This is a genomic window from Planctomonas deserti (genome assembly GCF_003067705.1).
GTDB classification, from domain to species: Bacteria; Actinomycetota; Actinomycetes; order Actinomycetales; family Microbacteriaceae; genus Planctomonas; species Planctomonas deserti.
In genome coordinates this window covers 215,984-242,029 of record NZ_QANL01000004.1, presented here as the reverse complement: position 1 = coordinate 242,029, position 26,046 = coordinate 215,984, and the positions used below count along the sequence as shown (strand labels likewise).

Below are 26,046 nucleotides of genomic sequence, written 5' to 3'. Positions count from 1 at the left end.
ACCACAGGGTGAGTCCGGTGCAACGGGCACTGGCCCCGTGTCGGCGGGGTGGCGCAGAATGCCTGCATGGCCGGTGCGCACACCACGAACTACTACGACACCTTCATCGCGGTCGCGGAGGACAGCACGGCCGCCGGGGCGAGCGCTCCGCCCGAGCGCACGCCGGCGAGCGTCGCCGAGCTCACCTTCCGCATGATCGCCGAAAACCCGTACCGGTACACCTCGGACGACGTCCAGTTCACGGTGTGGGCGGACCGCCGCGGCATCCCGGAGGAGGAGCGCGCCGAGGCCCGCGCGCAGTTCTTCGCGAAGGGGCAGCCGTGCCTGCGCTCCAGCGACCTCGGCAAGCGATACGGCTGGGGCGTGCACTCGGACGCCGAGGGTCGCGTCGCGCTGGTCGGGCTCGGCTCGGCGGAGTACGCGCGGCTGGAGTCGGGCGCGGCGCCGTCGGGAGGCGCGGTCACCGTCACGCGCGCCATGCGGTCCCGCCGCGCGACCTGACCCGGCGGCGCTCCTGCGGCGCCGGCAGCCGCACCGCTTCCACCGCGCCCGGCTGCCGCGCGAGCGACTCGCATCGGAACCCGACCTGCACACATCCGGCCGCATGCCCGCGCCCTCGTCGGTGTGCACAACCGCGGCACACGACCGAGGCGGAATGCTACCGAGCCGCAGTCGCGCGGCGCAGGACCGGTCTCGTACGTTGCGCCGCGTTACGGCATCGTTTGGCCGCGGGGACGGGCCCGCATAGTTTCGCAGCGTGACCTACGCCTCCGCCCCCGCGACCGCCGGCGCACCGCCGCGCGCGCTCCCGGTGCGGCTGACCGGGGTCACCCGGAGCTTCCCCGCCCCGTCCGGCGGCCGGCGCACGGTCCTCGACGGCATCGACCTCGAGGTCGGCGCGGGGGAGATCGTCGCCCTCCTTGGCCCGTCCGGATGCGGCAAGTCGACCCTGCTGCGCCTGATCAGCGGCCTCGACGCCCCGGACGCCGGCTCCGTGACCATCGACTCCGCCCCGGTGCAGCCGGTGGACCAGCGCTGCGCCGTCGCGTTCCAGGAGCCGCGCCTGCTGCCCTGGCGCACCATCGCGCACAACGTGCAGCTCGGCCTGCCCCGGGGCACGGACCGTGCGACCGGGTCCGCCCGCGTCGCCCATCTGCTCGAGCTCGTGGGACTCGGCGAGTCCGGCGGGCTGCGGCCCCGCCAGGTGTCGGGCGGCATGGCCCAGCGCGCCTCCCTGGCCCGGGCGCTCTCCCGCACGCCGGGGGTCCTCGTGCTCGACGAGCCGTTCGGTGCCCTCGACGCGCTCACCCGCCTGCGGATGCAGGACCTCCTGCTCGACGTGCACAGCGCGGAGCCGACGACGGTGATCCTCGTGACCCACGACGTCGACGAGGCGCTGTACCTCGCCGACCGCGTCGTCCTGCTCGGCACGAACCCGAACGGCGACGGGGCGGGCGTCCATAGGATCGTCTCCGTGCCCGGCCACCGCCCGCGCGACCGCGCGCACCCCCGCCTCGCGGAGCTGCGCGTCGACCTGCTCGAGGGACTCGGCGTCCCTCGGCACCACGAGACCCCCACCGCACGCTAGGAGCACCACCATGACCCGACGACGCCCCCTGCTCGCCCTCGCCGCTTCGGCGGCGGCGGCCGCGCTCCTGCTCACGGGCTGCGCCGCAGGCGAGGGGTCCGCCATCGCGGACAACGAGCCGACCGCCGCCCCCGACGAGGAGCAGCGCTGGAGCGACGACACGCTCACGCTCGACTTCGCCACCTACAACCCGCTGAGCCTCGTCGTGAAGGACCAGGGCTGGCTGGAGGACGCGACGAGCGGCGACGTCACCGTGACCTGGGTGCAGTCGGCGGGCTCGAACAAGGCCAACGAGGCGCTGCGCGCCGGCGCGGTCGACGTCGGCTCCACCGCAGGATCCGCGGCGCTGCTCGCCCGGTCCAACGGCTCGCCGATCAAGACCATCGACATCTACTCGCAGCCCGAGTGGTCCGCCATCGTCGTCGGCGCGAACTCGCCGCTCACAAGCGTCAGCGAGCTCGCGGGCAAGAAGGTCGCGGCCACCAAGGGCACCGACCCCTACTTCTTCCTGCTGCAGGCGCTCGAGGAGGCCGGCGTGCCGCTCGAGAGCGTCGACGTGCAGAACCTGCAGCACGCGGACGGCAAGACCGCCCTCGAGAACGGCAGCGTCGACGCCTGGGCCGGGCTCGACCCGCTCATGGCCACAAGCGAGGCGACCGCCGGATCCCGGCTGCTGTACCGCAACGTCGACTTCAACACCTACGGCTTCCTCAACGCCACCGAGGACTTCCTCGAGGAGTCTCCCGACCTCGCCCAGCTCGTCGTCAACGCGTACGAGAAGGCGCGCGAGTGGGCGCAGGAAAACCCCGAGGAGACCGCCGGGATCCTTGCGGAGGCGGCGGGCATCGACCCGGCCATCGCCACGGCGACGCTCGAGCGCACGACGCTCGACATCGACCCCGCGCCCGGGAAGACGCAGCGCGACGTGCTCGAGATCGTCGGCCCCATCTTCGTGGAGTCCGGCGACGTGCCGAACCAGGAGCAGGTGGACGACGCGCTCGACTCCCTATTCGATGACAGCTACGCCTCACGGGCGAACCCGGACGCGCTGAACTGATGATCCAGACCGGGCAGGAGACGGGGAGCGAGGCGCGCGCCGACGCGCTCGGGGCGCCCACCGGTGTCACGGCGGGCACCGCCGCCGCGCGTGCGGTCGAGCACGACGGTCGGCAGGCGGAGCCGCAACGCTCCGCGAGTCTCGTGCAGTTCGTCTCCTCCTGGGGCTTCTCGGCGGCGGGTACCGCCACGGGCACCGACCGCGCGGGCGACCGCGCCGGCGGGCGCTTCGTGGCCCGCCGCACTCGCGTGCTCGTCGGGCTGATCCTGCCCGTCCTGCTGCTCGCCGTCTGGTACGCCGTCACGGCGACGGGTGTGGTGCCCGCCTACCGGCTTCCCGGGCCGGTCGCGGTGTGGCAATCCGGCGTCGACCTGCTCCAGCGTGGAGTCCTCGGCCCCTACGTCGCCATCTCGACGCAGCGCGTGCTGCTCGGATTCGCGGCCGGCGCGGCCGTCGGCATCGTGCTCGGGGCGCTCGTGGGGCTGTCCCGCTTCGCCGATCTGCTGCTCTCGCCGACGATCGGCGGCGTCCGTGCCGTTCCGTCGCTCGCCTGGGTGCCGCTGCTGCTGCTCTGGGTGGGCATCAACGAGGACTCGAAGGTGCTGCTCATCGCCATCGGTGCGATGTTCCCCGTGTACACCACCGTCGCGGGCGCGCTGCGCCACGTGGACCCGCACCTCGTCGAGGCGGGCCGGGCATTCGGCCTGCGCGGCGTCTCGCTGCTCACGTCGGTGCAGCTTCCCGCCGTGCTTCCCGCCGTGGTCTCCGGCCTCCGGCTCGCCCTCGCCCAGGCCTGGCTGTTCCTCGTGGCCGCGGAGCTCATCGCGTCCTCGATGGGCCTCGGCTTCCTGCTCATCGACTCGCAGAACAACGGCAGGGTCGACCGGATGCTGCTCACGATCGTGCTGCTCGCCGTGCTCGGCAAGACGACGGATGCGCTGCTCGGCCTGGCCGAGCGCTGGCTCCTGAAGCGGTGGCGCTGACGTGACCGCGGCAGCCGACCTCCTCGCGGAGGCCCCGAACTCCTTCGCGCCTCCCGCGCACATCGCCGCGTCGGCCAACGTGACCGCCGATGCCTGGGCCGAGGCGGAGGCCGACCCCATCGCGTTCTGGGAGCGTGCGGCAGAGCGCCTCGACTGGAGCGAGCGCTGGCACACGGCGCACACCTGGACGCCCGCGCTCGACGAGGACGGCGCACCGCGGATCCCCGAGGCCCGCTGGTTCGTCGGCGGCAGGCTCAACGTCGCCGTCAACTGCGTCGACCGGCACGTCGCCGCGGGGCGCGGCGACAAGGTGGCGCTGCACTTCGAGGGCGAGCGCGGGGACCGGCGCACCGTGACCTACGCGGACCTGCAGCGCGAGGTGAGCCGGGCGGCCAACGCCCTCACCGCGCTCGGGATCGGGCAGGGCGACCGCGTCGTCGTGTACCTGCCCGTGCTCGTGGAGACGATCGTCGTCACGCTCGCCATCGCGCGCGTCGGCGCCGTGCACTCCCTCGTCTTCGGCGGGTTCTCGGCCGAGGCCCTCAAGTTCCGGGTGGAGGACACCGGTGCCAAGCTGCTCGTGACGAGCGACGGCCAGTTCCGCCGGGGCGAGCCGCACGCCACCAAGGCGAACGCGGACGCGGCCGTGGCGGACACCGCCGCCAACGCCATCGAGCACGTGCTCGTCGTGCGGCGGACGGGCCAGGACGTCGACTGGACGCCCGGTCGCGACGTCTGGTGGCACGACGTCGTGGACACCGCCCCGGACGTGCACGAGCCGGACGCCTTCGAGGCGGAGACGCCGCTGTTCATCATGTACACGTCGGGCACGACGGGGAAGCCGAAGGGGCTCGTGCACACGAGCGGCGGCTACCTCACCCAGGCGTCGTGGGCGCACTGGGCGCACTTCGACGTGAAGGAGGACGACGTGCACTGGTGCACGGCCGACCTCGCCTGGGTCACCGCGCACACCTACGAGATCTACGGGCCGCTGTCGAACGGCATGACGCAGGTGATCTACGAGGGCACCCCGAACACTCCACATCCCGGCAGGCACGCCGAGATCATCGAGCGCTACGGCGTGACCACCTACTACACAGCCCCCACGCTGGTGCGGAGCCTGATGAGTTGGTTCCCTGACGGGATCACCGGCTACGACCTGTCGTCCATCCGTCTGCTCGGCTCCGTCGGCGAGGCGATCAACCCCGCGGCCTGGACATGGTTCCGGGAGCAATTCGGGGCGGGCACGGCCCCGGTGATCGACACGTGGTGGCAGTCGGAGACCGGCGCCGCCATCCTCGCGCCGCTGCCCGGCGTCACCACCCTGAAGCCGGGCTCGGCCACGCGACCGCTGCCCGGGCTCTCCGCCCGCGTCGTGAGCGACGACGGCCAGGATGCGGCCCCGGGGGAGAGCGGCTACCTCGTGCTCGACCGGCCCTGGCCGGCGATGGCCCGCACGGTGTGGGGCAACCCCGAGCGATACCGCTCCGCCTACTGGGAGCGGTTCGCCGCCCAGGGCCTCTACTTCGCGGGCGACGGGGCCAAGCGCGACGAGGACGGCGACATCTGGCTCCTCGGCCGCGTCGATGAGGTCATCAACGTGTCCGGTCACCGGCTGTCCACCATCGAGATCGAGTCGGCCCTCGTGTCGTCGCCGCTCGTGGCGGAGGCGGGCGTGACCGGGTACGACGACCCGCTGACCGGGCAGGCCATCGCGGCCCTCGTCATCCCGCGCATCCGGAACCGGCCGGCGGCGGATGACGTCGAGGGCTGGCGCGCGCTCGGCGCATCCCTGAGCGGCGAACTCCGTGCGCACGTGGCCCACTCGATCGGCCCGGTGGCCAAGCCGAAGCGCGTGATCCTCGTGCCCGACCTGCCGAAGACCCGGTCGGGCAAGATCCTGCGCCGCCTGCTCGCCGACCTGCTCCAGGGCCGGGAGCTGGGCGACGCGACGTCGCTGCAGAACCCCGAGGCGGTCGACGCGATCCGCGCCATCCTCGCCCACTGAGCGGCGAGTCGCCCCTTCGGTCGGTGACTACACGGTCGCTCATTGCACGGTCGCTGAGCCTGTCGAAGCGACGGGAGGCGTCCTGCCGGGTCCGTCGCGTCCCTTCGACAAGCTCAGGGACCGTGATCGTCGCGATAAGGAGGTTGGATGTCCGCAATTCAGGCTGTGTTGCGACACGCCGCATCTTGGCGCCTCGAAACGCGGCGTGTCGCAGCTGAGCCTGAATCCGGAACGGGGTCGGGGATTGGGCGCGTCCCTTCGACGAGCTCAGGGACCGTGTGCCTCGCACTCGCGGGTACGGGGGCGGGTCGCGCGGAACGGTAGGGTGGAGGCAATAGACGTCCTTTAAGTTCCGTCCTGTGAGGCGGGGAAGGAGGTCAGGTTGAGCGCACGCACCGTGCTGCATCAGGCTGATATCGCCCGGGCTCTGACCCGCATCTCGCACGAGATCCTCGAATCGAACCGCGGATCTGCCTCCCTCGTGGTGCTCGGCATCCCGACCCGGGGCGCGACCCTCGCCCGCCGCATCGGCGGCATCCTCGCGGGCATCGACCCGGAGCTCGGCTCGGACACCGTCGGCACGCTCGACGTGACGATGTACCGCGACGACCTCTCGCGCAACCCGCTCCGCGCGAGCTCGCCGACACAGCTGCCCGCGGGCGGCATCGACGGCAAGACCGTCGTGCTCGTGGACGATGTGCTCTACTCCGGCCGCACCATCCGCGCCGCCCTCGACGCGCTCAGCGACCTCGGCCGCCCCCGCGCGGTGCGGCTCGCCGTCCTCGTCGACCGCGGTCACCGCGAGCTGCCCATCCGCGCCGACTTCGTGGGCAAGAACCTGCCGACCTCGTCAGACGAGCGCATCTACGTGCGCCTCGACGAGGTGGACGGCGAGGAGTTCGTGAGCGTCGCGTCCGGCGAGGACGCGCACGGCGCGCACGGCGCGCCCGGCGCGCCCGGCACGCCCGGCACGCACGGCGCGCCCACCCCGGGATCGGGGGCCCGCCCGTGAGGCACCTCCTCTCCACGCGCAACCTCTCCCGCGACGACGCCGTGCGCATCCTCGACATCGCCGAGGACATGGCCGACGTCGCGACGCGCGAGGTCAAGAAGCTGCCCACCCTCCGCGGCCGCACGGTCGTGAACCTCTTCTTCGAGGACTCGACCCGCACCCGCATCTCCTTCGAGGCAGCGGCGAAGCGGCTCTCGGCGGACGTCATCAACTTCAGCGCGAAGGGCTCCAGCGTCTCGAAGGGCGAGAGCCTGAAGGACACCGCGCAGACCCTCGAGGCCATGGGGGCGGACGGCGTCGTCGTGCGCCACCCCTCCTCGGGCGCCCCGCAGACCCTCGCGCAGAGCGGCTGGATCGACGCCGGCATCGTCAACGCGGGCGACGGCACCCACGAGCACCCCACCCAGGCCCTGCTCGACGCGTTCACCATCCGCCGCCGGATGCACGGCTCGGCGGCCCGCGGGCGCGACCTCGACGGCGTCTCCGTGGTCATCGTCGGCGACATCCTGCACTCCCGGGTCGCCCGCTCGAACGTGTGGCTGCTCACGACGCTCGGCGCCTCGGTGACGCTCGTCGCACCGCCCACCCTGTTCCCCGTCGGCATGGGCACCTGGCCGGCCGACGTGCGCTACGACCTCGACGCGGCCATCGACGACGTGCGCCCGGACGTCGTCATGATGCTGCGCATCCAGGCCGAGCGGATGCGCGCGGCGTTCTTCCCGAACAGCCGCGAGTACGCGCGGGTCTGGGGTCTCGACGACGCGCGGACCGCGCGTCTGGCCCCGGGTAGCATTGTCATGCATCCCGGCCCCATGAATCGGGGTCTCGAGATCTCCGCGGCGGCGGCCGATTCGACCCGGTCGACGGTGCGTGAGCAGGTCGCCAATGGTGTCTCCGTGAGAATGGCAGTGTTGTACCTCCTCCTCGCGGGCGGAGGAGAGGTTTGAGCATGAGCGCGCACGAGTACCTGATCAGGGGCGCCCGCCTCGTCGACGACCGCACGGTCGATCTGCGGCTGTCGGGCGACCGGATCACCGAGGTCGGTTCCGGCGTCGACGCCTCGGGCGCGACCGTGCTCGACGCGGACGGGCTGCTCGCGCTGCCGGGCCTCGTCGACCTGCACACTCACCTCCGCGAGCCGGGCTTCGAGCAGAGCGAGACCGTGCTCACCGGCACCCGCGCCGCCGCGAAGGGCGGCTACACCGCCGTCTTCGCGATGGCCAACACGTCTCCGGTCGCCGACACCGCGGGCGTCGTCGAGCAGGTCGAGGCCCTCGGCCGGGCCGCCGGCTACGCCACCGTGCGCCCCATCGGCGCCGTGTCGGTCGGCCTCGCGGGCGAGCAGCTCGCCGAGCTCGGCGCCATGGCGTCGTCGCGGGCGGCCGTCCGGGTGTTCTCCGACGACGGCCACTGCGTCGCCGACCCGCTGCTGATGCGCCGCGCCCTCGAGTACGTCAAGGCGTTCGACGGCGTCATCGCCCAGCACGCCCAGGAGCCGCGGCTCACCGAGGGCGCCTCGATGAACGAGGGCGCGCTGTCCGGGCAGCTCGGCATCACCGGCTGGCCCGCCGTCGCCGAGGAGTCGATCATCGCCCGCGACGTGCTGCTCGCCGAGCACGTCGGCTCGCGCCTGCACGTCTGCCACGTCTCCACCGCCGGCTCCGTCGAGGTGCTGCGCTGGGCGAAGGCGCGCGGAATCGACGTGACCGCCGAGGTCACGCCGCACCACCTGCTGCTCACCGAGGACCTGATCGCCGGCTACGACGCCCGGTACAAGGTAAACCCGCCCCTGCGCGCCGAGGAGGACGTGCTCGCGCTGCGGGCCGGCCTCGCCGACGGCACCATCGACATCGTCGCCACCGACCACGCCCCGCACCCTGTGGAGGCGAAGGACTGCGAGTGGGATGCGGCCGCGTTCGGCATGGTCGGGCTCGAGTCCGCCCTGTCCGTCGTGCAGGCCGCCGTGGTCGACACCGGGATGCTGACCTGGGCCGACGTTGTGCGGGTCATGTCCACGACCCCCGCCCGGATCGGGCGGCTGCGTTCGCATGGCCAGGAGCTGGCCGCGGGCGCGAACGCGAACCTCGTGCTCGTAGACCCGTCGGCCTCCCGGGCGTTCGGCCTCGGCGACCTCGCGGGCAAGGGCATCAACTCGCCCTACCTCAGCCGCACCCTCCCGGGCCGCGTGCACGCCACGTTCCACCTCGGCAGGCCGACCGTCCTCGACGGCGCCGTCCTGCCGGCCGAAGCCGTCTCGGCGGGCGTCGTGCCCGCCGAGGGGTAGGCGCACGTGGACGAGCGCACCATCCCCGCCCTCCTCGTGCTGCTGGTGCTCGTCGGCATGCTGTTCGCGATGTACGCCGGCTGGCGTGCCCGTGGACGACGCCAGGCCGCACTGCCCGCGCCGGCCGGCCCGCCCGCCGAGCTCGGCCGCACGCTCGCGGAGGCGGACGCCCTGTACGTGGCGACGACGGCCGCGGGCCGGCCGCTCGACCGCATCGTCGTCGGCGGGCTCGGCTTCCGCGCCCGCGCCGTCGTGCGGGTGACCGACCGCGGCGTGCTGCTCGACCTCGCCGGGACGCCCGACATCTTCGTCGCCGCGTCGGTGATCCGCGGCGCCGGCCTCGGCACCTTCGCGATCGACCGCGTCGTCGAGACCGGTGGCCTCGTCGTGCTCACCTGGCTGCTCGACGTGCCGGGCGATGTGGCCGTCGACACCTACCTCCGCGTGACGGACGCGGCCGAGCGCGACGCGCTGCTCGCCGCCCTCACCACACTCTCCCCGGCCTCCGACGGCACGGGAACGACCGGGTCCGCTGACCCGAACGGAAGGAACCCACGCACGTGACACTCTCCCCAGCAGTCCTGGTGCTCGAGGACGGCGCCCGCTACACCGGCCGCGCCTACGGGGCGCAGGGCCGAACCCTCGGCGAGGCCGTCTTCGCGACCGGCATGACCGGATACCAGGAGACCATCACCGACCCGTCCTACGCGGGCCAGATCGTGCTCCAGACCGCGCCGCACATCGGCAACACCGGCGTGAATGACGAGGACCAGGAGTCCAGCCGCATCTGGGTCGCCGGCTACGTCGTGCGCGACCCCTCCCGCGTCGTCTCGAACCACCGCGCGAAGCGCAGCCTCGACGCGGACCTCGAGGCCCAGGGCGTCATCGGGATCTCCGGCATCGACACCCGCGCGGTCACCCGGCACATCCGCGACGCGGGCGCCATGCGCGCGGGCATCTTCTCGGGCGACGAGGCCGCCCTGCCCGCCGAGGAGCAGCTCGAGCTGGTGCGCCGCGGCCCCGACATGACCGGGCTCAACCTCTCCGGCCAGGTCTCCACCACCGAGGCGTACACGATCCCCGCCGAGGGCGAGCGCATCGGCTCGGTCGCGGTGCTCGACCTGGGGATCAAGACCGCGACCGTGCGCCACCTCGCCGCCCGCGGGCTCGAGGTGCACGTCGTGCCGCAGTCGATCACGACCGAGGAGCTCGCCGAGCTGAACCCGACCGCCGTCTTCTACTCGAACGGCCCCGGCGACCCCGCCGCGAGCGAGTACCACGTCGAGCTGCTGCGCGACGTGCTGCGCAAGGGCATCCCGTTCTTCGGCATCTGCTTCGGCAACCAGCTTCTCGGCCGGGCGCTCGGCTTCGAGACCTACAAGCTGCCCTTCGGGCACCGCGGCATCAACCAGCCGGTGATGGACCGCAGCACCGGCAAGGTCGAGATCACCTCGCACAACCACGGCTTCGCCGTGCGCGCGCCGCTCGACGGCCCTGTGGACACGCCGGCGGGCTTCGGCCGCGCCGAGGTGAGCCACGTCGACCTCAACGACGACGTGGTCGAAGGCCTCAACTGCCTCGACATCCCCGCCTTCAGCGTGCAGTACCACCCGGAGTCCGCCGCCGGCCCGCACGACTCCACGTACCTCTTCGACCGGTTCGTCGACCTCATCAAGACCGCGCAGGCCGGCGGATCCGCCGCGGCCGCCGAGGTCTCGAACTCCCAGACGCCGAACTCCCAGACGCCGAACGACCAGACGACGAACGACCAGGAAAGCAACTGATGCCCAAGCGCCCCGACATCAACTCCGTCCTCGTCATCGGCTCAGGGCCGATCGTGATCGGCCAGGCCGCGGAGTTCGACTACTCCGGCACCCAGGCGTGCCGCGTGCTGCGCGCGGAGGGCGTCCGCGTCATCCTCGTGAACTCGAACCCGGCCACGATCATGACCGACCCCGACTTCGCCGACGCCACCTACATCGAGCCGATCACGCCGGAGGTGCTCGAGTCGATCATCATCAAGGAGCGGCCGGATGCGGTGCTGCCGACCCTGGGCGGCCAGACCGCGCTCAACGCGGCCATCGAGCTCGACCGCCTCGGCATCCTCGCCAAGCACGGTGTCGAGCTGATCGGCGCGAAGGTCGAGGCCATCCAGAAGGGTGAGGACCGCCAGCTCTTCAAGCAGCTCGTGCTCGAGTCCGGCGCGGACGTCGCCCGGTCGCACATCGCGCACACGGTCGAGGAGGCCGTCGACTTCGCCGAGGACCTCGGCTACCCGCTGGTCGTGCGCCCGTCGTTCACCATGGGCGGCCTCGGCTCCGGCTTCGTCTACACCCGCGACGAGCTCGTGCGCTTCGTCGCGGACGGCCTGCACCAGAGCCCGACGAGCGAGGTCCTGCTCGAGGAGTCCATCCTCGGCTGGAAGGAGTACGAACTCGAGCTCATGCGCGACACGTCGGACAACACCGTCGTGGTCTGCTCCATCGAGAACGTCGACCCCGTCGGCGTGCACACGGGCGACTCCATCACGGTCGCGCCCGCCCTCACGCTCACCGACCGCGAGTACCAGAACCTGCGCGACATCGGCATCGACATCATCCGCCGCGTCGGCGTCGACACCGGCGGCTGCAACATCCAGTTCGCGATCGACCCGGCCAACGGCCGCGTCATCGTGATCGAGATGAACCCCCGCGTGTCCCGCTCCAGCGCCCTCGCCTCGAAGGCGACGGGCTTCCCGATCGCGAAGATCGCGGCGAAGCTCGCGATCGGCTACCGCCTCGACGAGATCCCCAACGACATCACGGGCGTCACCCCCGCGAGCTTCGAGCCCACGCTCGACTACGTGGTCGTAAAGGTGCCCCGCTTCGCGTTCGAGAAGTTCCCGGCCGCCGACACGACGCTCACCACGACCATGAAGTCGGTCGGCGAGGCCATGGCCATCGGCCGCAACTACTCGACGGCCCTGCAGAAAGCCCTCCGCTCGCTCGAGAAGCGCGGCTCGTCGTTCTCCTGGGGCGACGAGAAGCGCGGCGCCGCCGAGCTGCTCGAGATCGCCAGGCGTCCCACCGACGGCCGCATCGTCACCCTGCAGCAGGCGCTGTGGAAGGGCGCGACGGTCGAGCAGGCGTTCGAGGCGACGGGCATCGACCCGTGGTTCCTCGACCAGATCGTGCTCATCAACGAGGTCGCGGACGAGATCCGCGCGTCCGCCGTGCTCGACGAGGCCGTGCTGCGCGTCGCGAAGGACCACGGCTTCTCCGACGCGCAGATTGCTCAGCTGCGCGGGCTGGACGAGGAGGAGGTGCGCCGCGTCCGGCACGAGGCCGGCGTGCGCCCGGTCTACAAGACCGTCGACACCTGCGCCGGCGAGTTCCCGGCCCTCACCCCGTACCACTACTCGAGCTACGACCTCGAGACCGAGGTCGTGGCGAGCGACCGCCGCAAGGTCGTCATCCTCGGCTCCGGCCCGAACCGCATCGGCCAGGGCATCGAGTTCGACTACTCCTGCGTGCACGCCTCGTTCGCCCTCGCCGAGGCCGGGTACGAGACGATCATGATCAACTGCAACCCCGAGACGGTCTCCACCGACTACGACACGAGCGACCGGCTCTACTTCGAGCCGCTGACGCTCGAGGACGTGCTCGAGGTGCTGCACGCCGAGTCGGCGTCCGGTGAGCTCGTCGGCGTCGTCGTGCAGCTCGGCGGCCAGACGGCCCTCGGCCTCGCCAAGGGCCTGGAGGCGGCGGGGATCCCCATCCTCGGCACGTCGCCCGACGCCATCGACCTCGCGGAGGAGCGCGGCCTGTTCTCCGGCATCCTCGACGCCGCGGGACTCGTCGCGCCGCGCAACGGCACGGCGACCGACGTCGTCGAGGCCGTGCGCATCGCCGAGGAGATCGGCTACCCCGTGCTCGTGCGCCCGTCCTACGTGCTCGGCGGCCGCGGCATGGAGATCGTGTTCGACTCGCCGTCGCTCGAGGACTACTTCGACCGGATGCGCGACTCGGCCATCATCGCGCCGAGCAGCCCCCTGCTCATCGACCGCTTCCTCGACGACGCCATCGAGATCGACGTCGACGCCCTGTACGACGGGCACGAGCTCTACGTCGGCGGCGTCATGGAGCACATCGAGGAGGCGGGCATCCACTCCGGCGACTCGAGCTGCACGCTCCCGCCCGTGACCCTGGGCCGCGCTCAGATCGACCGGGTGCGTGAGGCGACCCTTGCCATCGCCGAGGGGATCGGCGTGCGCGGCCTGATCAACGTGCAGTTCGCCATCGGTGCGGGCGTGCTCTACGTGCTCGAGGCGAACCCGCGCGCGTCGCGCACGGTGCCGTTCGTCTCCAAGGCGCTCGGCATCCCGCTGGCCAAGGCCGCGTCGCTCGTCATGGTCGGCACGACCATCGCGGAGCTGCGCGCGAGCGGGCTGCTGCCCGAGCAGGACGGCTCCATCGTCCCTGCGGACTCTCCCGTGGCGGTCAAGGAGGCGGTGCTGCCGTTCAAGCGCTTCCGCACGACGGCGGGCGACATCGTCGACTCGGTCCTCGGCCCGGAGATGCGCTCGACGGGCGAGGTCATGGGCATCGACAGGGACTTCCCGACCGCGTTCGCGAAGAGCCAGCAGGCGGCGTTCGGCGGGCTCCCGCTCTCCGGCACCGTCTTCGTCTCGGTCGCCGACCGGGACAAGCGCTCGATCATCCTCCCCGTGCTGCGCCTGCAGCAGCTCGGCTTCACGATCCTCGCGACCGCGGGCACGGCGGAGGTGCTGATGCGCAACGGCATCCGCGCGGGCGTCGTGCGCAAGTACAGCGAGGGGGAGGAGAGCGAGGTCGGCTCGCCGTCCATCGTCGAGCTCGTGCACCGCAACGAGGTGGACGTGGTCATCAACACGCCGAGCGGCCGCTCCGCCCGCGCGGACGGCTACGAGATCCGCGCGGCCGCGGTCGCCGCGGACAAGGCGCTGTTCACGACGATCGCGCAGCTCTCCGCCGCGGTGGCGTCCTTCGACGCCATCCGGGCGGGCTTCGACGTGAAGTCGCTGCAGGAGTACGCGCTGGACCGGGCGGCCCGGGCGTGATCTCGGCCGCCGGTTTCGGCTCGCGCCTCTCGGCGGTCTTCGCCGGCAGCGGCCGGCTCTGCGTCGGCATCGACCCGCACGAGTTCCTGCTCGACGCGTGGGGCCTGCCGCGCAGCGCCGAGGGCGTGCGCGAGTTCGGCCTCCGGGTCGTCGACGCGGCGGCCGGGCGCGCCGGGATCGTGAAGCCGCAGGTCGCGTTCTTCGAGCGGTACGGATCGGCGGGGTACGCGGCCCTCGAGGAGGTGCTCACCGCCGCCCGCGCGGCGGGCCTGCTCGTGATCGCGGACGCGAAGCGGGGTGACATCGGCACGAGCGTCGACGCCTACGGCGCCGCCTGGCTGACGCCCGGGGCACCGCTGGAGGCGGACGCGCTCACGGTGAGCCCGTATCTCGGCGTCGGCGCGCTTTCCTCGACGTTCGACCTCGCCCACGCGACCGGCAAGGGTGTCTTCGTGCTCGCGGCCACCTCGAACCCCGAGGCGGCCGCCGTGCAGCGGCTCGGCATCGCCGCCGAGATCGTGGAGGAGGTGGACGAGTGGAACGCGGAGCACCCGCCGCGCTCGCCGCGCTCCACGGGCGGCAGCGGCAGCGGCACCGGATCCCGCTCCGGCACCCGCACTGGCTCGGGCGGTGCGGGGGAGCCCGCGGCGGCACCGATCGGCACGGTCGGGCTCGTGCTCGGCGCCACCGTCGATCTCGCCGGCTACGGCATCCCGCTCACCCCGCTGCCGGGTGCGCCCGTGGCGCCCGTGCTCGCGCCCGGGTTCGGCCACCAGGGCGCACAACTCGCAGATGTGCGCCGCATTTTCGGCGGCCTGGCGGAGGCCACTATTGTGAGCGAATCGCGGAGCATCCTGTCCGCGGGTCCGGCAGGCATCGCTCGGGTCGTCACCGAGCGTGCGCACGAGGTGCGGGAGGCATTCGCATGAGACCCAACCCCCCTGAGGTGGACCGCGTCGCGGCATCCCAGGCGGCGGTCGCCGCACGGCGGGCCCGGGCCGAGGTCAAGCGGGCCATCGTCACGGGCGAGCGCACGCCCCTCGACGTGCTGCACGCGTCGGCCGACCCGGCCAATCGCGCGGAGTTCTCGCTGCGGGTGACCGAGTACATCACGAGCATCCCGAACATCGGGCCGACGAAGCTCGAGCGCATCCTGCACGACCTCGCCATCTCGCCCTCGAAGCGGCTCGGCGGCCTCGGGGTGCACCAGCGCACGTCGCTCGAGCAGTTCATCGATCGCTGGCAGAAGGCCAAGTCGATCGTGCAGCCGTCGCGGCTCGTCGTGCTCGCCGGTCCCACCGCGGTCGGCAAGGGCACCGTCTCCACCTACATCCGGGAGAACTACCCGGAGGTCCTGCTGTCCGTCTCGGCGACGACGCGGCCGCCCCGCCCGGGCGAGGTCGAGGGTGTCAACTACTACTTCGTCGACGACGACGAGTTCGACCGGCTCATCCGCGACGGCGAGCTGCTGGAGTGGGCCACCGTGCACAACGCGTACCGCTACGGCACGCCCCGCGGACCGATCGACGCCGCGCTGGCCCAGGGTCGCAGCGTGCTGCTGGAGATCGACATCCAGGGCGCGCGTCAGGTGCGCGCGGTCATGCCGCAGGCCCGCCTGGTCTTCCTGCTGCCGCCCACCTGGGAGGAGCTCGTGCGCCGGCTCGTCGGTCGCGGCACCGAATCCGCGGAGGAGCAGCAGCGCCGGCTGGAGACCGCGAAGGTCGAGCTGGCGGCGCAGGGGGAGTTCGATCACGCGGTCGTGAACGGCAGCGTGTCCCAGGCCGCCGCGGAGGTCGTAGACTTGATGCAGCTTCGCCGGGCCTGACGGACGTCTTCCAGACCCCGACCGCCCCGCTCGCGGCCGCACCGGCCGCACACACGCTCACCCGAGAAGGAGTTCTCCCATGGCCGAAAAGCTCACCGGAATCATCGACCCGCCGATCGACGAGCTGCTCGAGAAGGTGGACTCGAAGTACGCCCTCGTCATCTTCGCGTCCAAGCGCGCGCGTCAGATCAACGACTACTACGCCGACCTGCACGAGGGCAGCCTGTTCGACAACGTCGGACCGCTCGTCGACTCGAACATCGACGACAAGCCGCTGTCCGTCGCGCTGCACGAGATCAACGAGAACAAGCTCACGGCCAAGGCGTCCCCCTCCTCCGAGTAGCCCCTCCTCAAGGAGAATCGCGTGACCGGGTCCCGCCGTTTGAACGTCGTCGTCGGCATCAGCGGCGGGATCGCCGCGTACAAGGCGGTGAACGTCGTCCGCGCCCTCGTGCTCGAGGGGCACGACGTGCACGTCATCGCGACGGATGCCGCGCTGCGCTTCGTCGGGAAGCCGACGCTCGAGGCCATCAGCCGCAACCCGGTGAACTCCGACCTCTACGAGGGCGTCGCCCAGGTGCGGCACGTGTCCATCGGGCAGGCGGCCGACCTCATCATCATCGCCCCGGCCACGGCGAACACGCTCGCCAAGCTGGCTCACGGCCTGGCCGACGACCTGCTCGGCAACACCGTGCTCGCGAGCACGGCCCCCGTCGTGGTCGCCCCCGCCATGCACACCGAGATGTGGGGCAATCAGGCCACGCGCGCCAACGTGGCCCTGCTCCGGTCCCGCGGCATCACCATCGTCGGGCCTGCCTCCGGCCGGCTCACCGGCGAGGACGTGGGCGCGGGGCGCATGTCCGAGCCGGACGACATCGTGCGCGCTGCCCTCGCCGTCGTCGGGGGCGCCGGGCCGGATGACGCCGCCGCGCCCGCTCCCGCTTCCGGCTCCGCTGCTCCGGACTCTGCAGATCCCGGCTCTGCCGACCCCGGCTCTGGGGACCTCGCCGGACTGCGCGTGCTCATCAGCGCGGGCGGCACCCGTGAGCCCCTCGACCCCGTGCGATTCCTCGGCAACCGCTCGAGCGGGCGGCAGGGCGTCGCCCTCGCGGCCGCCGCGCTCGAGCGCGGGGCGTCCGTCACGCTGCTCGCCGCGCACCTCGAGGTGCCGGTCCCGGAGGGCGTCTCGGTCGTCCACGTGCAGACCGCGGCCGAGCTCGAGGAGGCGGCACGCGTCCACGCGCAGCGCGCGGATCTCGTGATCATGGCCGCCGCGGTCGCGGACTACCGTCCTGCGGCCGTTGCGGAGCAGAAGATCAAGAAGGAGACGGCGGGGGACCGGGTGACCCTCGAGCTCGTGCGCAACCCGGACATCCTCGCGGGCCTCGCCGTCGAGCGTCGCGACGGCCAGGTGGTCGTGGGCTTCGCCGCCGAGACCGCCGCGGACGAGGACGAGCTCGTGCGGGTCGGCCGCGCCAAGCTCGAGCGCAAGGGCTGCGACTATCTCGTCCTGAACAGGGTGGGCTGGTCACTGGGCTTCGCGGCGGAGGACAACGCCGTCGTGGTCGTCCAGCGGGGCGGAGATATAGTGATGGAGGCCTCCGGCAGCAAAGCGACCGTGGCCCATCGCATCCTCGACGCCGTGCACCCGGCCCTTCTGCCCCGGGCCTGACGCGGGCGTCCCCAGCCCTGGAGGTCCTGTGACGGCGCTGCGCCTGTTCACCTCGGAGTCCGTCACCGAAGGTCACCCGGACAAGATCTGCGACCAGATCTCCGACAGCATCCTCGACGCCCTGCTCGAGCAGGACCCGAACAGCCGGGTCGCCGTCGAGACCCTGGTGACGACGGGCCTCGTGCACGTCGCGGGCGAGGTGAACACGTCCGGCTACGCCGACATCCCCGGCATCGTGCGCGACCGCGTGCGCCAGATCGGCTACACCTCCTCCGACATCGGCTTCGACGGCGACAGCTGCGGCGTCTCCGTCTCGATCGGCGCCCAGTCGCCCGACATCGCGCAGGGCGTCGACCGCTCCTACGAGGCGCGCGAGGAGGCCAACGAGGACCCGCGCGACGCGCAGGGCGCCGGCGACCAGGGCATCATGTTCGGCTTCGCCACCCGCGAGACCCCGCAGCTGATGCCGCTGCCCATCTGGCTCGCCCACCGGCTCTCCGAGCGCCTCGCGCAGGTGCGGCGCGAGGGCCTCGTCGGCTACCTGCGCCCCGACGGCAAGACCCAGGTCACGGTCGGCTACGAGGGCTTCGTGCCCCGCACGGTCGAGACCGTCGTGCTGTCGTCCCAGCACGCGCCCGAGGTGGACACGGCGACGCTGCGGGCGGACATCGACGAGCTCGTGATCCGCCCCGTCCTCGCCGCGGCCGGGCTGGACTCCAGCCACACGAACGTGCTCATCAACCCGACCGGGCGGTTCGAGATCGGCGGGCCCAAGGGCGACGCCGGGCTCACCGGCCGCAAGATCATCGTCGACACCTATGGCGGCGCTTCTCGGCACGGCGGCGGCGCGTTCAGCGGCAAGGACCCGAGCAAGGTCGACCGCAGCGCGGCATACGCGATGCGCTGGGTCGCGAAGAACGCCGTCGCCGCCGGCCTCGCCGACCGCCTCGAGGTGCAGGTTGCGTACGCGATCGGCAAGGCCGCGCCCGTTGGCCTGTACGTCGAGACCTTCGGGACGGGCACCGTGCCGGAGGCGAGCATCATCCGGGCGATCCGCGACGTGTTCGACCTCCGCCCCGCCGCCATCATCGAGGAGCTCGACCTGCTGCGGCCCATCTACTCGCAGACCTCGGTCTACGGGCACTTCGGCCGGGAGCTCCCCGACTTCACCTGGGAGAAGCTGAACCGGGTGGAGGAGCTCCGCAGCGCGGCCCGGTTGTGACCCCGGCCGAGCCCGCCCTCCTCCCGACCGGCGGCGAGCGCGCCGTCGCGCGGGTCGTGCTCGACACGCCGCTGCCGCAGCTCGACCGCCTGTTCGACTACGCGATCCCGCCCGAGCTGGCGGATGCCGTTGTGCCGGGCGTCCGCGTGAAGGTGCCGTTCCGCTCCGCGGGCCGGCTCTCCGACGCGTTCGTCGTCGAGGTCGGCACCGTCGGCTCGTACGAGGGCGCGCTCAGCCCGGTCGACTCCGTGGTGTCGCCGATCGTGGTGCTCACCCCCGAGGTGTGGCGGCTCGCCCGCGCGGTGGCCGACCGCGGCGCGGGCAGCGCGATCGACGTGCTGCGCTTCGCCATCCCGGGGCGCCAGGCCCGCGTCGAGAAGGCCCACCTCGCCGCCGCCGCCCCTCCCGCCCCGTCCCCATCCCCACCCCCTGAGGTGCCCACTTCGGTCCCTTCCGAGCCGGAAAGGGGACCGAACTCGGCACCTCACGGCGCGGTCGTCCCCTCCCCATCCCCTGAGGTGCCCACTTCGGTCCCTGAAGGGCCGGAAGAGGGTCCGAAGCGGGCACCTCACGGCGCGGGTGCGGGTGCGGGAGCCGGGGCGAGAGTCGAGGGGTATCCCGCGGGGCGGTGGGAGAGCGCGATCGACGCGCGGGCCCGCTGGGCATCCGCCGCGCTGCCCGGGGTCGTCGAGTGCTCGCCCGGCCGCTGGGTGGGTCGCTGGGCCCTGACGCTGGCGCAGGCCGCAGCGCACACGCTCGCCTCCGGCAGCAGCGCCATCCTCGCCGTGCCCGACTACCGCGACCAGGACCAGCTGCAGGCCGCCCTCGAGTCGCTGCTGCCCGCCGAGGCGATCGCCCGCACGGATGCCCGGCAGTCCAACCCGGACCGCTATCGCGCGTTCCTGTCCTGCCTCGGCGACGAGCCGCGGGTCATCCTGGGCACGCGCTCCGCCGTGTACGCGCCCGCGCGGAAGCTCGGCCTGATCGCCCTCTGGGACGAGGGGGATCCCCTGCACGCGGAGCCGCTCGCCCCGTACGCCCACTCCCGCGACGTCGCGCTGCTGCGCCAGGAGCAGTCGGGCGCGGCGCTCGCCTTCCTGTCGCACTCCCGCAGCACCGAGGTGGAGCGGCTCGTCGAGATCGGCTGGCTGCACGACCTCGCCCCGTCCTCGCCCATCGGCCCGCGGGTGATCCCGACCGTGCAGCAGGCGGCGCAGGACGGCTTCGCCCAGCTCGCCCGCATCCCCTCGACCGCCTGGCGCGCCGCCCGCGAGGCACTGGACTCGGGGCCGGTGCTCGTGCAGGTCGCCCGCCCGGGCTACGCCCCCGTGCTCGCCTGCCAGTCCTGCGGCCAGGCGGCCCGCTGCAATCGCTGCAACGGCCCGCTCGGCAAGTCCTCCGCATCGGCCGTGCCGTCGTGCGGCTGGTGCGGCGCGCTCGCGGCCGACTGGCACTGCACGCACTGCTCCGGTGAGCGGCTGCGCTTCGTCTCCGTCGGCGCCGGCCGCACCGCTGAGGAGCTGGGCCGCGCCTTCCCCGGCGTCCGGGTCGTCGTCGCCGACGGCGAGCGCCCGGTGCAGGAGGTGCCGGCCAAGCCGGCGCTGGTGGTCGCCACCCGCGGGGCCGAGCCCATCACCCCGGGGGGATACGCCGCCGTGCTGCTGCTCGACGGCGAGCGGATGCTGGCGCGGGAGAGCCTGCGCGTCGGCGAGGACTGCCTGCGCTGGTGGTCCAACGCCGCCTCCCTCGCCGCGCCCAAGGCGCCCGTGATGCTCGTCGGCGTCGGCGGCCCCCTGGCCCGAGCCCTGAACACCTGGCGGCAGGCGGACTACGCCAGCGCCGAGCTCGCCGACCGGCGCGCCCTGCGGTTCCCGCCCGCCGTGCGCGCGGGCACGATCGTCGGGGCGGCGGGGCCGGTGGCGGGCGCCGTCGAGGGCATCCGCGAGCTCCCCGGCGTCGACGTGCTCGGCCCGGTGGACGCGGAGCCGGGCCTCGTGCGCGCCATCGTCCGCTTCGACTACGGCTCCGGCGGCGCGGTGGCATCCGCGCTACGATCGGCCGTCGTGCAGAACGCCTCGACCAGGCGCAAAGGCACCCCGGGCAAGGGCGCCCCTCGACCACAGCCGTCCCTTCGCGTGCGGTTCGACGATCCGGAGATCTTCTGATGACACATCGAGTAAGCCCCAGCCGATGAGGGTCGTCTTCGCCGGCACCCCGCAGGCCGCCGTGCCGAGCCTCACCGCGCTCGCCGGCTCCGAGCACGAGCTCGCCGCCGTGCTGACCCGAGCGGATGCGCCGACCGGCCGCAAGCGGGTCCTCACGCCGTCGCCCGTGGCCGCGCTCGCCGAGGAGCGGGGCATCCCCACCATCCGCACGAACCGGCTCGACGACGACGCGACCGAGCGGATCGCCGCGCTGCGGCCCGACCTCGGCGTCATCGTCGCCTACGGCGGCCTCGTCCGCGAGCCGCTGCTCTCCACCCCGACGCACGGCTGGATCAACCTGCACTTCTCGCTTCTGCCGCGCTGGCGAGGTGCCGCGCCGGTGCAGCGGGCGGTGATCGCGGGGGACGAGCTCACCGGTGCCGCGGTGTTCCAGCTCGAGACCGGGCTGGACACCGGCCCCGTCTTCGCGACCCTGTCGCGCCGCATCGGCGTGCGCGACACCGCGGGGGATCTGCTCTCCGCGCTCGCCGAGGAGGGCGCGCAGCTGCTCCTCTCTGTCGTGGACGGCATCGCCGCGGGCACGGCCCGCTCGGAGCCGCAGGAGGGCGAGCCCACGCTCGCGCCGAAGCTCACGCTCGACGACGGCCGGCTCGACTGGACGGAGAGCGCCGTGGCGCTCGACGCCCGCGTCCGGGGCGTCACGCCGGAGCCCGGCGCCTTTACGACCGTCGCCGGCCAGCGCATCAAGGTGCTCGAGGCCCAGCCCGCCGGGGGAGCGGAGTCCCTGCCGCCAGGCACCCTCGACCTCGTCGACCGCCGGGTACTCGCGGGCACCGGATCCTCGCCGCTCGAGCTCGTGACCGTGCAGCCCGCGGGCAAGCGGGCGATGCCCGCCACGGACTGGTGGCGCGGCCTCGGCGCGACAGACGGGCTGGTGGCCGAGTGACCGACCGCAGGCAGGACGTGGTCCAGGCCCCCCGCCGGGTCGCGTTCGACGTGATCCGCGCCGTCCACGAGTCCGAGGCCTACGCGAACCTGCTGCTGCCCGTGCGGCTGCGACGGCACCGGCTGAGCGGGCAGGACGCCGCGCTCGCCACCGAGCTCACCTACGGCACGCTGCGTCGGACCGGCTACTACGACCGCGTGATCGAGCTCGCGGCCGGCCGGGACATCGATCGCATCGACCCGCCCATCCTCGATGTGCTGCGCCTCTCGGTGCACCAGCTGCTCTCCATGCGCGTCGCATCGCACGCGGCCGTGAACGAGGCCGTCGGCCTCGCCCGCTCGGTCGGATCGCAGTCCGCCGCGGGGTTCGTGAACGGCGTGCTGCGCACCGTCTCCCGGTCCACTCCGGAGGAGTGGCGGGAGCGGGCCCTCGGCACCGCCCGCAGCGACGACGAGCGGCTGTCCCTCGAGTCCTCGCACCCGGTCTGGATCCTGCGCGCCTTCCGCCGCGCCCTCGCCCGGGAGGGGCGCGAGCACGAGCTCGAGGCCCTGCTCGCCGCGGACAACGCGGCGCCGTCCGTCACGCTCGCGGCGCTGCCCGGCGTCGCGTCGCCGGACGACGTGCCGGGCGAGGCGGCGCTGTACTCGCCCTTCGCCGTTCACCTCGAGGGCGGTGATCCCGGCGACGTGCCGGCCGTCTCCCGAGGCGAGGTGCGCGTGCAGGACGAGGGCTCGCAGCTCGCCGCTCTCGCCCTCAGCCGTGCGCGCGAGGTGCGCCAGGGCGAGCGCTGGCTCGACCTGTGCGCCGGACCGGGTGGCAAGACCGCGCTGCTCGCGGCCGAGGCGGCCCTGGGCGGCGCAACGGTCACCGCGAACGAGGTCGTGCCCGCGCGCGCGGAGCTCGTGCGCAACGCCCTGGCCGCCGTGCCGGGGGAGACCGAGGTCTGGGAGCGCGACGGGCGCGAGGTCGGCGAGACGGACCCCGAGGGGTTCGACCGCATCCTCATCGACGCACCATGCACGGGCCTCGGCGCGCTTCGGCGCCGACCCGAGGCCCGCTGGCGCAAGTCGCCGCGCGACGTGGCCGGCCTCACGCCGCTGCAGGCCGAGCTGCTCGACTCCGGCATCCGCGCCCTCGCCCCGGGCGGGGTGCTCGCCTACGTCACGTGCTCGCCGCACCTCGCCGAGACGCGCGCGGTCGTCGCGGACGCGCTCCGCCGGCATCCCGAGCTGGAGGCGATCGACACGGCCGCCGTGCTGGCCGGCGTGACGCGGGAGCCGCTCGACCTTCCGGGGGACGACGCCTCCGTGCAGCTCTGGCCGCATCGGCACGGCACGGACGCGATGTTCATCGCCCTGATCGGCAAGCCCGCCTCGGTAGGCTGAAGCGCATGCCCATCCGCATCAACCCCAGCATCCTGTCCGCCGACTTCGCCAATCTCGAGCGCGAGCTCGGGCGCATCTCGACGGCGGATCTCGTGCACGTCGACGTGATGGACAACCACTTCGTGCCCAACCTCACGTTCGGGCAGCAGATGGTACGCCGCCTCGGCGAGATCAGCGCGCTGCCGCTGGACGTGCACCTGATGATCGACGACCCGGACCGCTGGGCGCCGGAGTTCGCCGAGACCGGCGCCTACTCCGTGACCTTCCACGCCGAGGCGGCGGCCGACGCCGTCGCGCTCGCCCGGCGGCTGCGCTCCATCGGCGCGCGCGCCGGCATCGCGCTGAAGCCGGGGACGCCGGCCGAGCCGTTCCTCGAGATCCTCGACGAGTTCGATCAGGTGCTCGTCATGACCGTGGAGCCCGGCTTCGGCGGCCAGGAGTTCATGGAGTCGACGATGCCGAAGCTGCGCGCCCTGCGCGAGCGGGTCTCGGGCGCCGCGCTCGACGTGTGGCTGCAGGTTGACGGCGGCATCAACGAGCGCACCATCGCGATCGCCGCCGACGCCGGTGCGGACACCTTCGTCGCCGGTTCGAGCGTCTTCCTCTCCGACGACCCGCTGGACCGCATCGCGTCCCTGCACGCCGCCGCGTCCGCCTCCGCGCACGCCCACTGAGGCGTCCTTCGGGCGGTCGGCGGTCGTCGTCCTTTCGTCCGGCGTGCGGTGCCGGATGTGGTCTCGGTGCGGTCCGGGTGCGCTCCAAGGATGTCTGGTTGGATGGATGCATGACCGATAACGCACAGACCAAGCCCGAGATCGAGTTCATCGACGGACCCGCGCCCGAGGAGCTCGTCATCACCGACATCCGCGTCGGGGACGGAGCCGAGGCCCAGGCCGGTTCGACCGTGAACGTGCACTACCTCGGCGTCGACTTCGAGACGGGCGAGGAGTTCGACTCGTCCTGGAACCGCGGCCAGTCCATCAACTTCCCCCTCGCGAGCCTCGTCAAGGGCTGGCAGGAGGGCATCCCCGGCATGCGCGTCGGCGGACGCCGCCAGCTCGTCGTCCCGCCGCAGCTCGCCTACGGCCCCGCCGGCGGCGGACACCGCCTGTCGGGTCGCACGCTCATCTTCGTGATCGACCTCCTGGGCGTCCAGTAACCCCGAGCCGCTGAGCCGCGTACGAATCCGGCCGGAAGCGCCCGTCCCGCGACACGCGGGGCGGGCGCTTCGTCGTTCACCCCGGACGACGCAACTCAGCAGATCCCGGACCGCCACCCACGCAATTCAGCAGATCCCGGTTCGCCACCGACGCAACTCAGCAAATCCCGGTTCAGCTCCGCCGCAGTTCAGCAGATCCGGGTTCACCACCGACGCAATTCAGCAGATCCTGGCCGACACGCCGCTCGCGAGCCTCGACGCGCCGACGCGGCGTCGGAATCTGCTGAATTGCGTTGGGAGGCAGGTGCAACGGTCCGGGAGGGGTCGCAACCTCGCCGACGCCGGCCGCCGACTCCCGGACCGCACACCGCAACACCGCGACACCCGGGCCGCGCAGGGCCGCCGTCGGACGGGCGCGCCGCGAACCGGTACCCTTGAGCGGTGAAGACCTTCGATGACCTGTTCATCGAGCTCCGCGAGAAGGCCGAGACCCGCCCCGAGGGCTCAGGCACCGTCCGCGAACTCGATGCCGGTGTGCACGCAATCGGCAAGAAGATCGTCGAAGAGGCCGCCGAGGTGTGGATGGCCGCCGAGTACGAGTCGGACGACCGCACGGCCGAGGAGATCTCCCAGCTCCTCTACCACCTCCAGGTGCTGCTGATCGCGCGCGGGCTCACCCCGGAGGACGTCTACCGACATCTGTGAGGCTCCGGCGCACCGCGCCACACCTCTTCGATGCTCACGACCCCTCCGCCAGAAAAGAGACCCATGCTCCGCGTAGCCGTTCCCAATAAGGGTTCGCTCTCCGAGACCGCCGCCCAGATGCTCGCCGAGGCCGGATACACCGGCCGCCGCGACCCGAAGGAGCTGCGGATCGTCGACGCCAGGAACGACGTCGAGTTCTTCTACCTCCGCCCCCGCGACATCGCGACCTATGTCGGCTCGGGCGCCCTCGACGTCGGCATCACGGGCCGCGATCTGCTGCTCGACTCCGAGTCGGCCGCCGTCGAGACCGCCGTCCTCGGCTTCGCCCGATCCACCTTCCGCTTCGCCGGCCCGGTCGGCGCCTTCTCCGCGTTGCCCGACATAGCCGGCCTGCGCGTCGCCACCAGCTACCCGGGACTCGTCGGCACCTTCCTTCGCGACGCCGGCGTCTCCGTGACGCTCGTCCGCCTGGACGGGGCCGTCGAGTCCGCCATCCAGCTCGGCGTCGCGGATGTGATCGCCGACGTCGTCGAGACCGGCACGACCCTCCGCAAGGCAGGGCTCGAGGTCTTCGGCCCGGTGATCCTCGAGTCCGAGGCCGTGCTCGTCTCCAGCCCGGACGACAAGCAGGACGACCGCGTGCGCCAGGGCTCGTCGGTGCTGCTGCGCCGCCTGCAGGGCGTCCTCGTGGCGAGACAGTTCGTGCTCGTGGACTACGACGTGCCGCTGTCGCTGCTCGACGCGGCCATCGAGCTGACGCCCGGCATCGAGTCGCCCACCATCTCGCCGCTGCGCGATCCCGAGTGGGTCGCGGTGCGCGCCATGGTGCCGCGCGCGGACACCAACCACATCATGGACGCCCTCTACGAGGTCGGGGCGCGTGCCATCCTCGTCAGCGCCATTCACGCGGCGCGGATCTAGGCTGCCGATCGTGACGGACAGCAGCCAGACCAGCCCC

Annotated in this window: 23 protein-coding genes; all 23 read left to right on the top strand. The window is 72.6% G+C overall.

Annotated features, from left to right (window positions below):
* The first annotated feature begins 66 nt into the window (after positions 1-66).
* The 23 genes from DAI20_RS14575 to hisG all read left to right on the top strand — a co-directional run bounded on the left by DAI20_RS14575 (position 67) and on the right by hisG (position 26,009).
* Positions 67-501, top strand: coding sequence for a DUF6157 family protein (locus tag DAI20_RS14575; protein ID WP_108252115.1), 435 nt, complete (start codon positions 67-69; stop codon positions 499-501).
* A 256-nt stretch (positions 502-757) separates the two neighbouring features.
* The gene (locus DAI20_RS14570) at positions 758-1,588 is read left to right on the top strand and encodes an ABC transporter ATP-binding protein (RefSeq protein WP_108252113.1); all 831 of its coding nucleotides are present in this window, start codon (positions 758-760) and stop codon (positions 1,586-1,588) included.
* Between the two features lie 10 nt (positions 1,589-1,598).
* Positions 1,599-2,645, top strand: a complete 1,047-nt coding sequence (locus DAI20_RS14565; protein WP_108252111.1) for an aliphatic sulfonate ABC transporter substrate-binding protein — start codon at positions 1,599-1,601, stop codon at positions 2,643-2,645.
* A complete protein-coding gene (locus DAI20_RS14560; RefSeq protein ID WP_108252109.1) occupies positions 2,645-3,628 on the top strand; it encodes an ABC transporter permease in 984 nt (327 codons plus the stop codon). Before DAI20_RS14565 ends, DAI20_RS14560 begins: the two co-directional genes overlap by 1 nt.
* Before the next feature lies 1 nt (position 3,629).
* A complete protein-coding gene (gene acs / locus DAI20_RS14555) occupies positions 3,630-5,636 on the top strand; it encodes an acetate--CoA ligase (protein ID WP_108252107.1) in 2,007 nt (668 codons plus the stop codon).
* A gap of 382 nt (positions 5,637-6,018) precedes the next feature.
* Positions 6,019-6,648: a bifunctional pyr operon transcriptional regulator/uracil phosphoribosyltransferase PyrR gene (gene pyrR / locus DAI20_RS14550; protein WP_108252105.1), complete on the top strand. Its 630-nt coding sequence runs from the start codon at positions 6,019-6,021 to the stop codon at positions 6,646-6,648.
* Complete coding sequence (locus tag DAI20_RS14545; RefSeq protein WP_108252103.1) at positions 6,645-7,595, top strand: aspartate carbamoyltransferase catalytic subunit; 951 nt, start codon at positions 6,645-6,647, stop codon at positions 7,593-7,595. The genes pyrR and DAI20_RS14545 overlap by 4 nt, the downstream gene beginning before the upstream one ends.
* Positions 7,596-7,597: 2 nt before the next feature.
* Positions 7,598-8,932, top strand: a complete 1,335-nt coding sequence (locus DAI20_RS14540; protein ID WP_108252100.1) for a dihydroorotase — start codon at positions 7,598-7,600, stop codon at positions 8,930-8,932.
* Positions 8,933-8,938: 6 nt separating this feature from the next.
* Positions 8,939-9,496, top strand: coding sequence for a PH-like domain-containing protein (locus tag DAI20_RS14535; protein WP_108252098.1), 558 nt, complete (start codon positions 8,939-8,941; stop codon positions 9,494-9,496).
* Positions 9,493-10,716, top strand: coding sequence for a glutamine-hydrolyzing carbamoyl-phosphate synthase small subunit (gene carA, locus DAI20_RS14530; protein WP_108252096.1), 1,224 nt, complete (start codon positions 9,493-9,495; stop codon positions 10,714-10,716). The genes DAI20_RS14535 and carA overlap by 4 nt, the downstream gene beginning before the upstream one ends.
* Entirely contained in the window at positions 10,716-14,009 is a 3,294-nt protein-coding gene (gene carB, locus DAI20_RS14525) for a carbamoyl-phosphate synthase large subunit (RefSeq protein ID WP_108252094.1), read from the top strand. Before carA ends, carB begins: the two co-directional genes overlap by 1 nt.
* On the top strand, positions 14,006-14,938 hold the full coding sequence (gene pyrF, locus DAI20_RS14520) for an orotidine-5'-phosphate decarboxylase (protein WP_438501988.1): 933 nt from the start codon (positions 14,006-14,008) through the stop codon (positions 14,936-14,938). The genes carB and pyrF overlap by 4 nt, the downstream gene beginning before the upstream one ends.
* The gene (gene gmk, locus DAI20_RS14515; protein WP_108252092.1) at positions 14,935-15,834 is read left to right on the top strand and encodes a guanylate kinase; all 900 of its coding nucleotides are present in this window, start codon (positions 14,935-14,937) and stop codon (positions 15,832-15,834) included. The genes pyrF and gmk overlap by 4 nt, the downstream gene beginning before the upstream one ends.
* Before the next feature lie 79 nt (positions 15,835-15,913).
* Positions 15,914-16,177 (top strand): DNA-directed RNA polymerase subunit omega, encoded by a 264-nt coding sequence (gene rpoZ, locus DAI20_RS14510; protein WP_108252090.1) that lies wholly within the window; start codon positions 15,914-15,916, stop codon positions 16,175-16,177.
* A 39-nt stretch (positions 16,178-16,216) separates the two neighbouring features.
* On the top strand, positions 16,217-17,506 hold the full coding sequence (locus DAI20_RS14505; RefSeq protein ID WP_108252088.1) for a bifunctional phosphopantothenoylcysteine decarboxylase/phosphopantothenate synthase: 1,290 nt from the start codon (positions 16,217-16,219) through the stop codon (positions 17,504-17,506).
* Positions 17,507-17,534: 28 nt separating this feature from the next.
* Entirely contained in the window at positions 17,535-18,728 is a 1,194-nt protein-coding gene (metK, locus tag DAI20_RS14500) for a methionine adenosyltransferase (protein ID WP_108252086.1), read from the top strand.
* A complete protein-coding gene (locus DAI20_RS14495; protein ID WP_108252084.1) occupies positions 18,725-20,893 on the top strand; it encodes a primosomal protein N' in 2,169 nt (722 codons plus the stop codon). The genes metK and DAI20_RS14495 overlap by 4 nt, the downstream gene beginning before the upstream one ends.
* A 25-nt stretch (positions 20,894-20,918) precedes the next feature.
* Positions 20,919-21,839 (top strand): methionyl-tRNA formyltransferase, encoded by a 921-nt coding sequence (fmt, locus tag DAI20_RS14490; RefSeq protein WP_108252082.1) that lies wholly within the window; start codon positions 20,919-20,921, stop codon positions 21,837-21,839.
* Positions 21,836-23,224 carry an RsmB/NOP family class I SAM-dependent RNA methyltransferase gene (locus DAI20_RS14485; protein ID WP_240606091.1) on the top strand — a complete coding sequence of 463 codons (1,389 nt, stop codon included), beginning with the start codon at positions 21,836-21,838 and terminating at the stop codon, positions 23,222-23,224. The genes fmt and DAI20_RS14485 overlap by 4 nt, the downstream gene beginning before the upstream one ends.
* Positions 23,225-23,229: 5 nt before the next feature.
* The gene (rpe, locus tag DAI20_RS14480) at positions 23,230-23,898 is read left to right on the top strand and encodes a ribulose-phosphate 3-epimerase (protein ID WP_108252080.1); all 669 of its coding nucleotides are present in this window, start codon (positions 23,230-23,232) and stop codon (positions 23,896-23,898) included.
* 110 nt (positions 23,899-24,008) lie between these two features.
* Positions 24,009-24,383, top strand: a complete 375-nt coding sequence (locus DAI20_RS14475) for an FKBP-type peptidyl-prolyl cis-trans isomerase (protein WP_108252078.1) — start codon at positions 24,009-24,011, stop codon at positions 24,381-24,383.
* 441 nt (positions 24,384-24,824) lie between these two features.
* Complete coding sequence (locus DAI20_RS14470; RefSeq protein ID WP_108252076.1) at positions 24,825-25,088, top strand: phosphoribosyl-ATP diphosphatase; 264 nt, start codon at positions 24,825-24,827, stop codon at positions 25,086-25,088.
* Between the two features lie 63 nt (positions 25,089-25,151).
* Positions 25,152-26,009 (top strand): ATP phosphoribosyltransferase, encoded by an 858-nt coding sequence (hisG, locus tag DAI20_RS14465; protein WP_108252074.1) that lies wholly within the window; start codon positions 25,152-25,154, stop codon positions 26,007-26,009.
* Positions 26,010-26,046: the final 37 nt, after the last annotated feature.

Bases quoted from the DNA above. Each gene is read 5' to 3' on its own strand.
- carB (WP_108252094.1), top strand. From the start codon at position 10,716: ATGCCCAAGCGCCCCGACATCAACTCCGTCCTCGTCATCGGCTCAGGG.
- DAI20_RS14560 (WP_108252109.1), top strand. From the start codon at position 2,645: ATGATCCAGACCGGGCAGGAGACGGGGAGCGAGGCGCGCGCCGACGCG.
- DAI20_RS14575 (WP_108252115.1), top strand. From the start codon at position 67: ATGGCCGGTGCGCACACCACGAACTACTACGACACCTTCATCGCGGTC.
- rpe (WP_108252080.1), top strand. From the start codon at position 23,230: ATGCCCATCCGCATCAACCCCAGCATCCTGTCCGCCGACTTCGCCAAT.
- gmk (WP_108252092.1), top strand. From the start codon at position 14,935: ATGAGACCCAACCCCCCTGAGGTGGACCGCGTCGCGGCATCCCAGGCG.
- DAI20_RS14540 (WP_108252100.1), top strand. From the start codon at position 7,598: ATGAGCGCGCACGAGTACCTGATCAGGGGCGCCCGCCTCGTCGACGAC.
- rpoZ (WP_108252090.1), top strand. From the start codon at position 15,914: ATGGCCGAAAAGCTCACCGGAATCATCGACCCGCCGATCGACGAGCTG.
- hisG (WP_108252074.1), top strand. From the start codon at position 25,152: ATGCTCCGCGTAGCCGTTCCCAATAAGGGTTCGCTCTCCGAGACCGCC.
- DAI20_RS14475 (WP_108252078.1), top strand. From the start codon at position 24,009: ATGACCGATAACGCACAGACCAAGCCCGAGATCGAGTTCATCGACGGA.
- DAI20_RS14565 (WP_108252111.1), top strand. From the start codon at position 1,599: ATGACCCGACGACGCCCCCTGCTCGCCCTCGCCGCTTCGGCGGCGGCG.
- fmt (WP_108252082.1), top strand. From the start codon at position 20,919: ATGAGGGTCGTCTTCGCCGGCACCCCGCAGGCCGCCGTGCCGAGCCTC.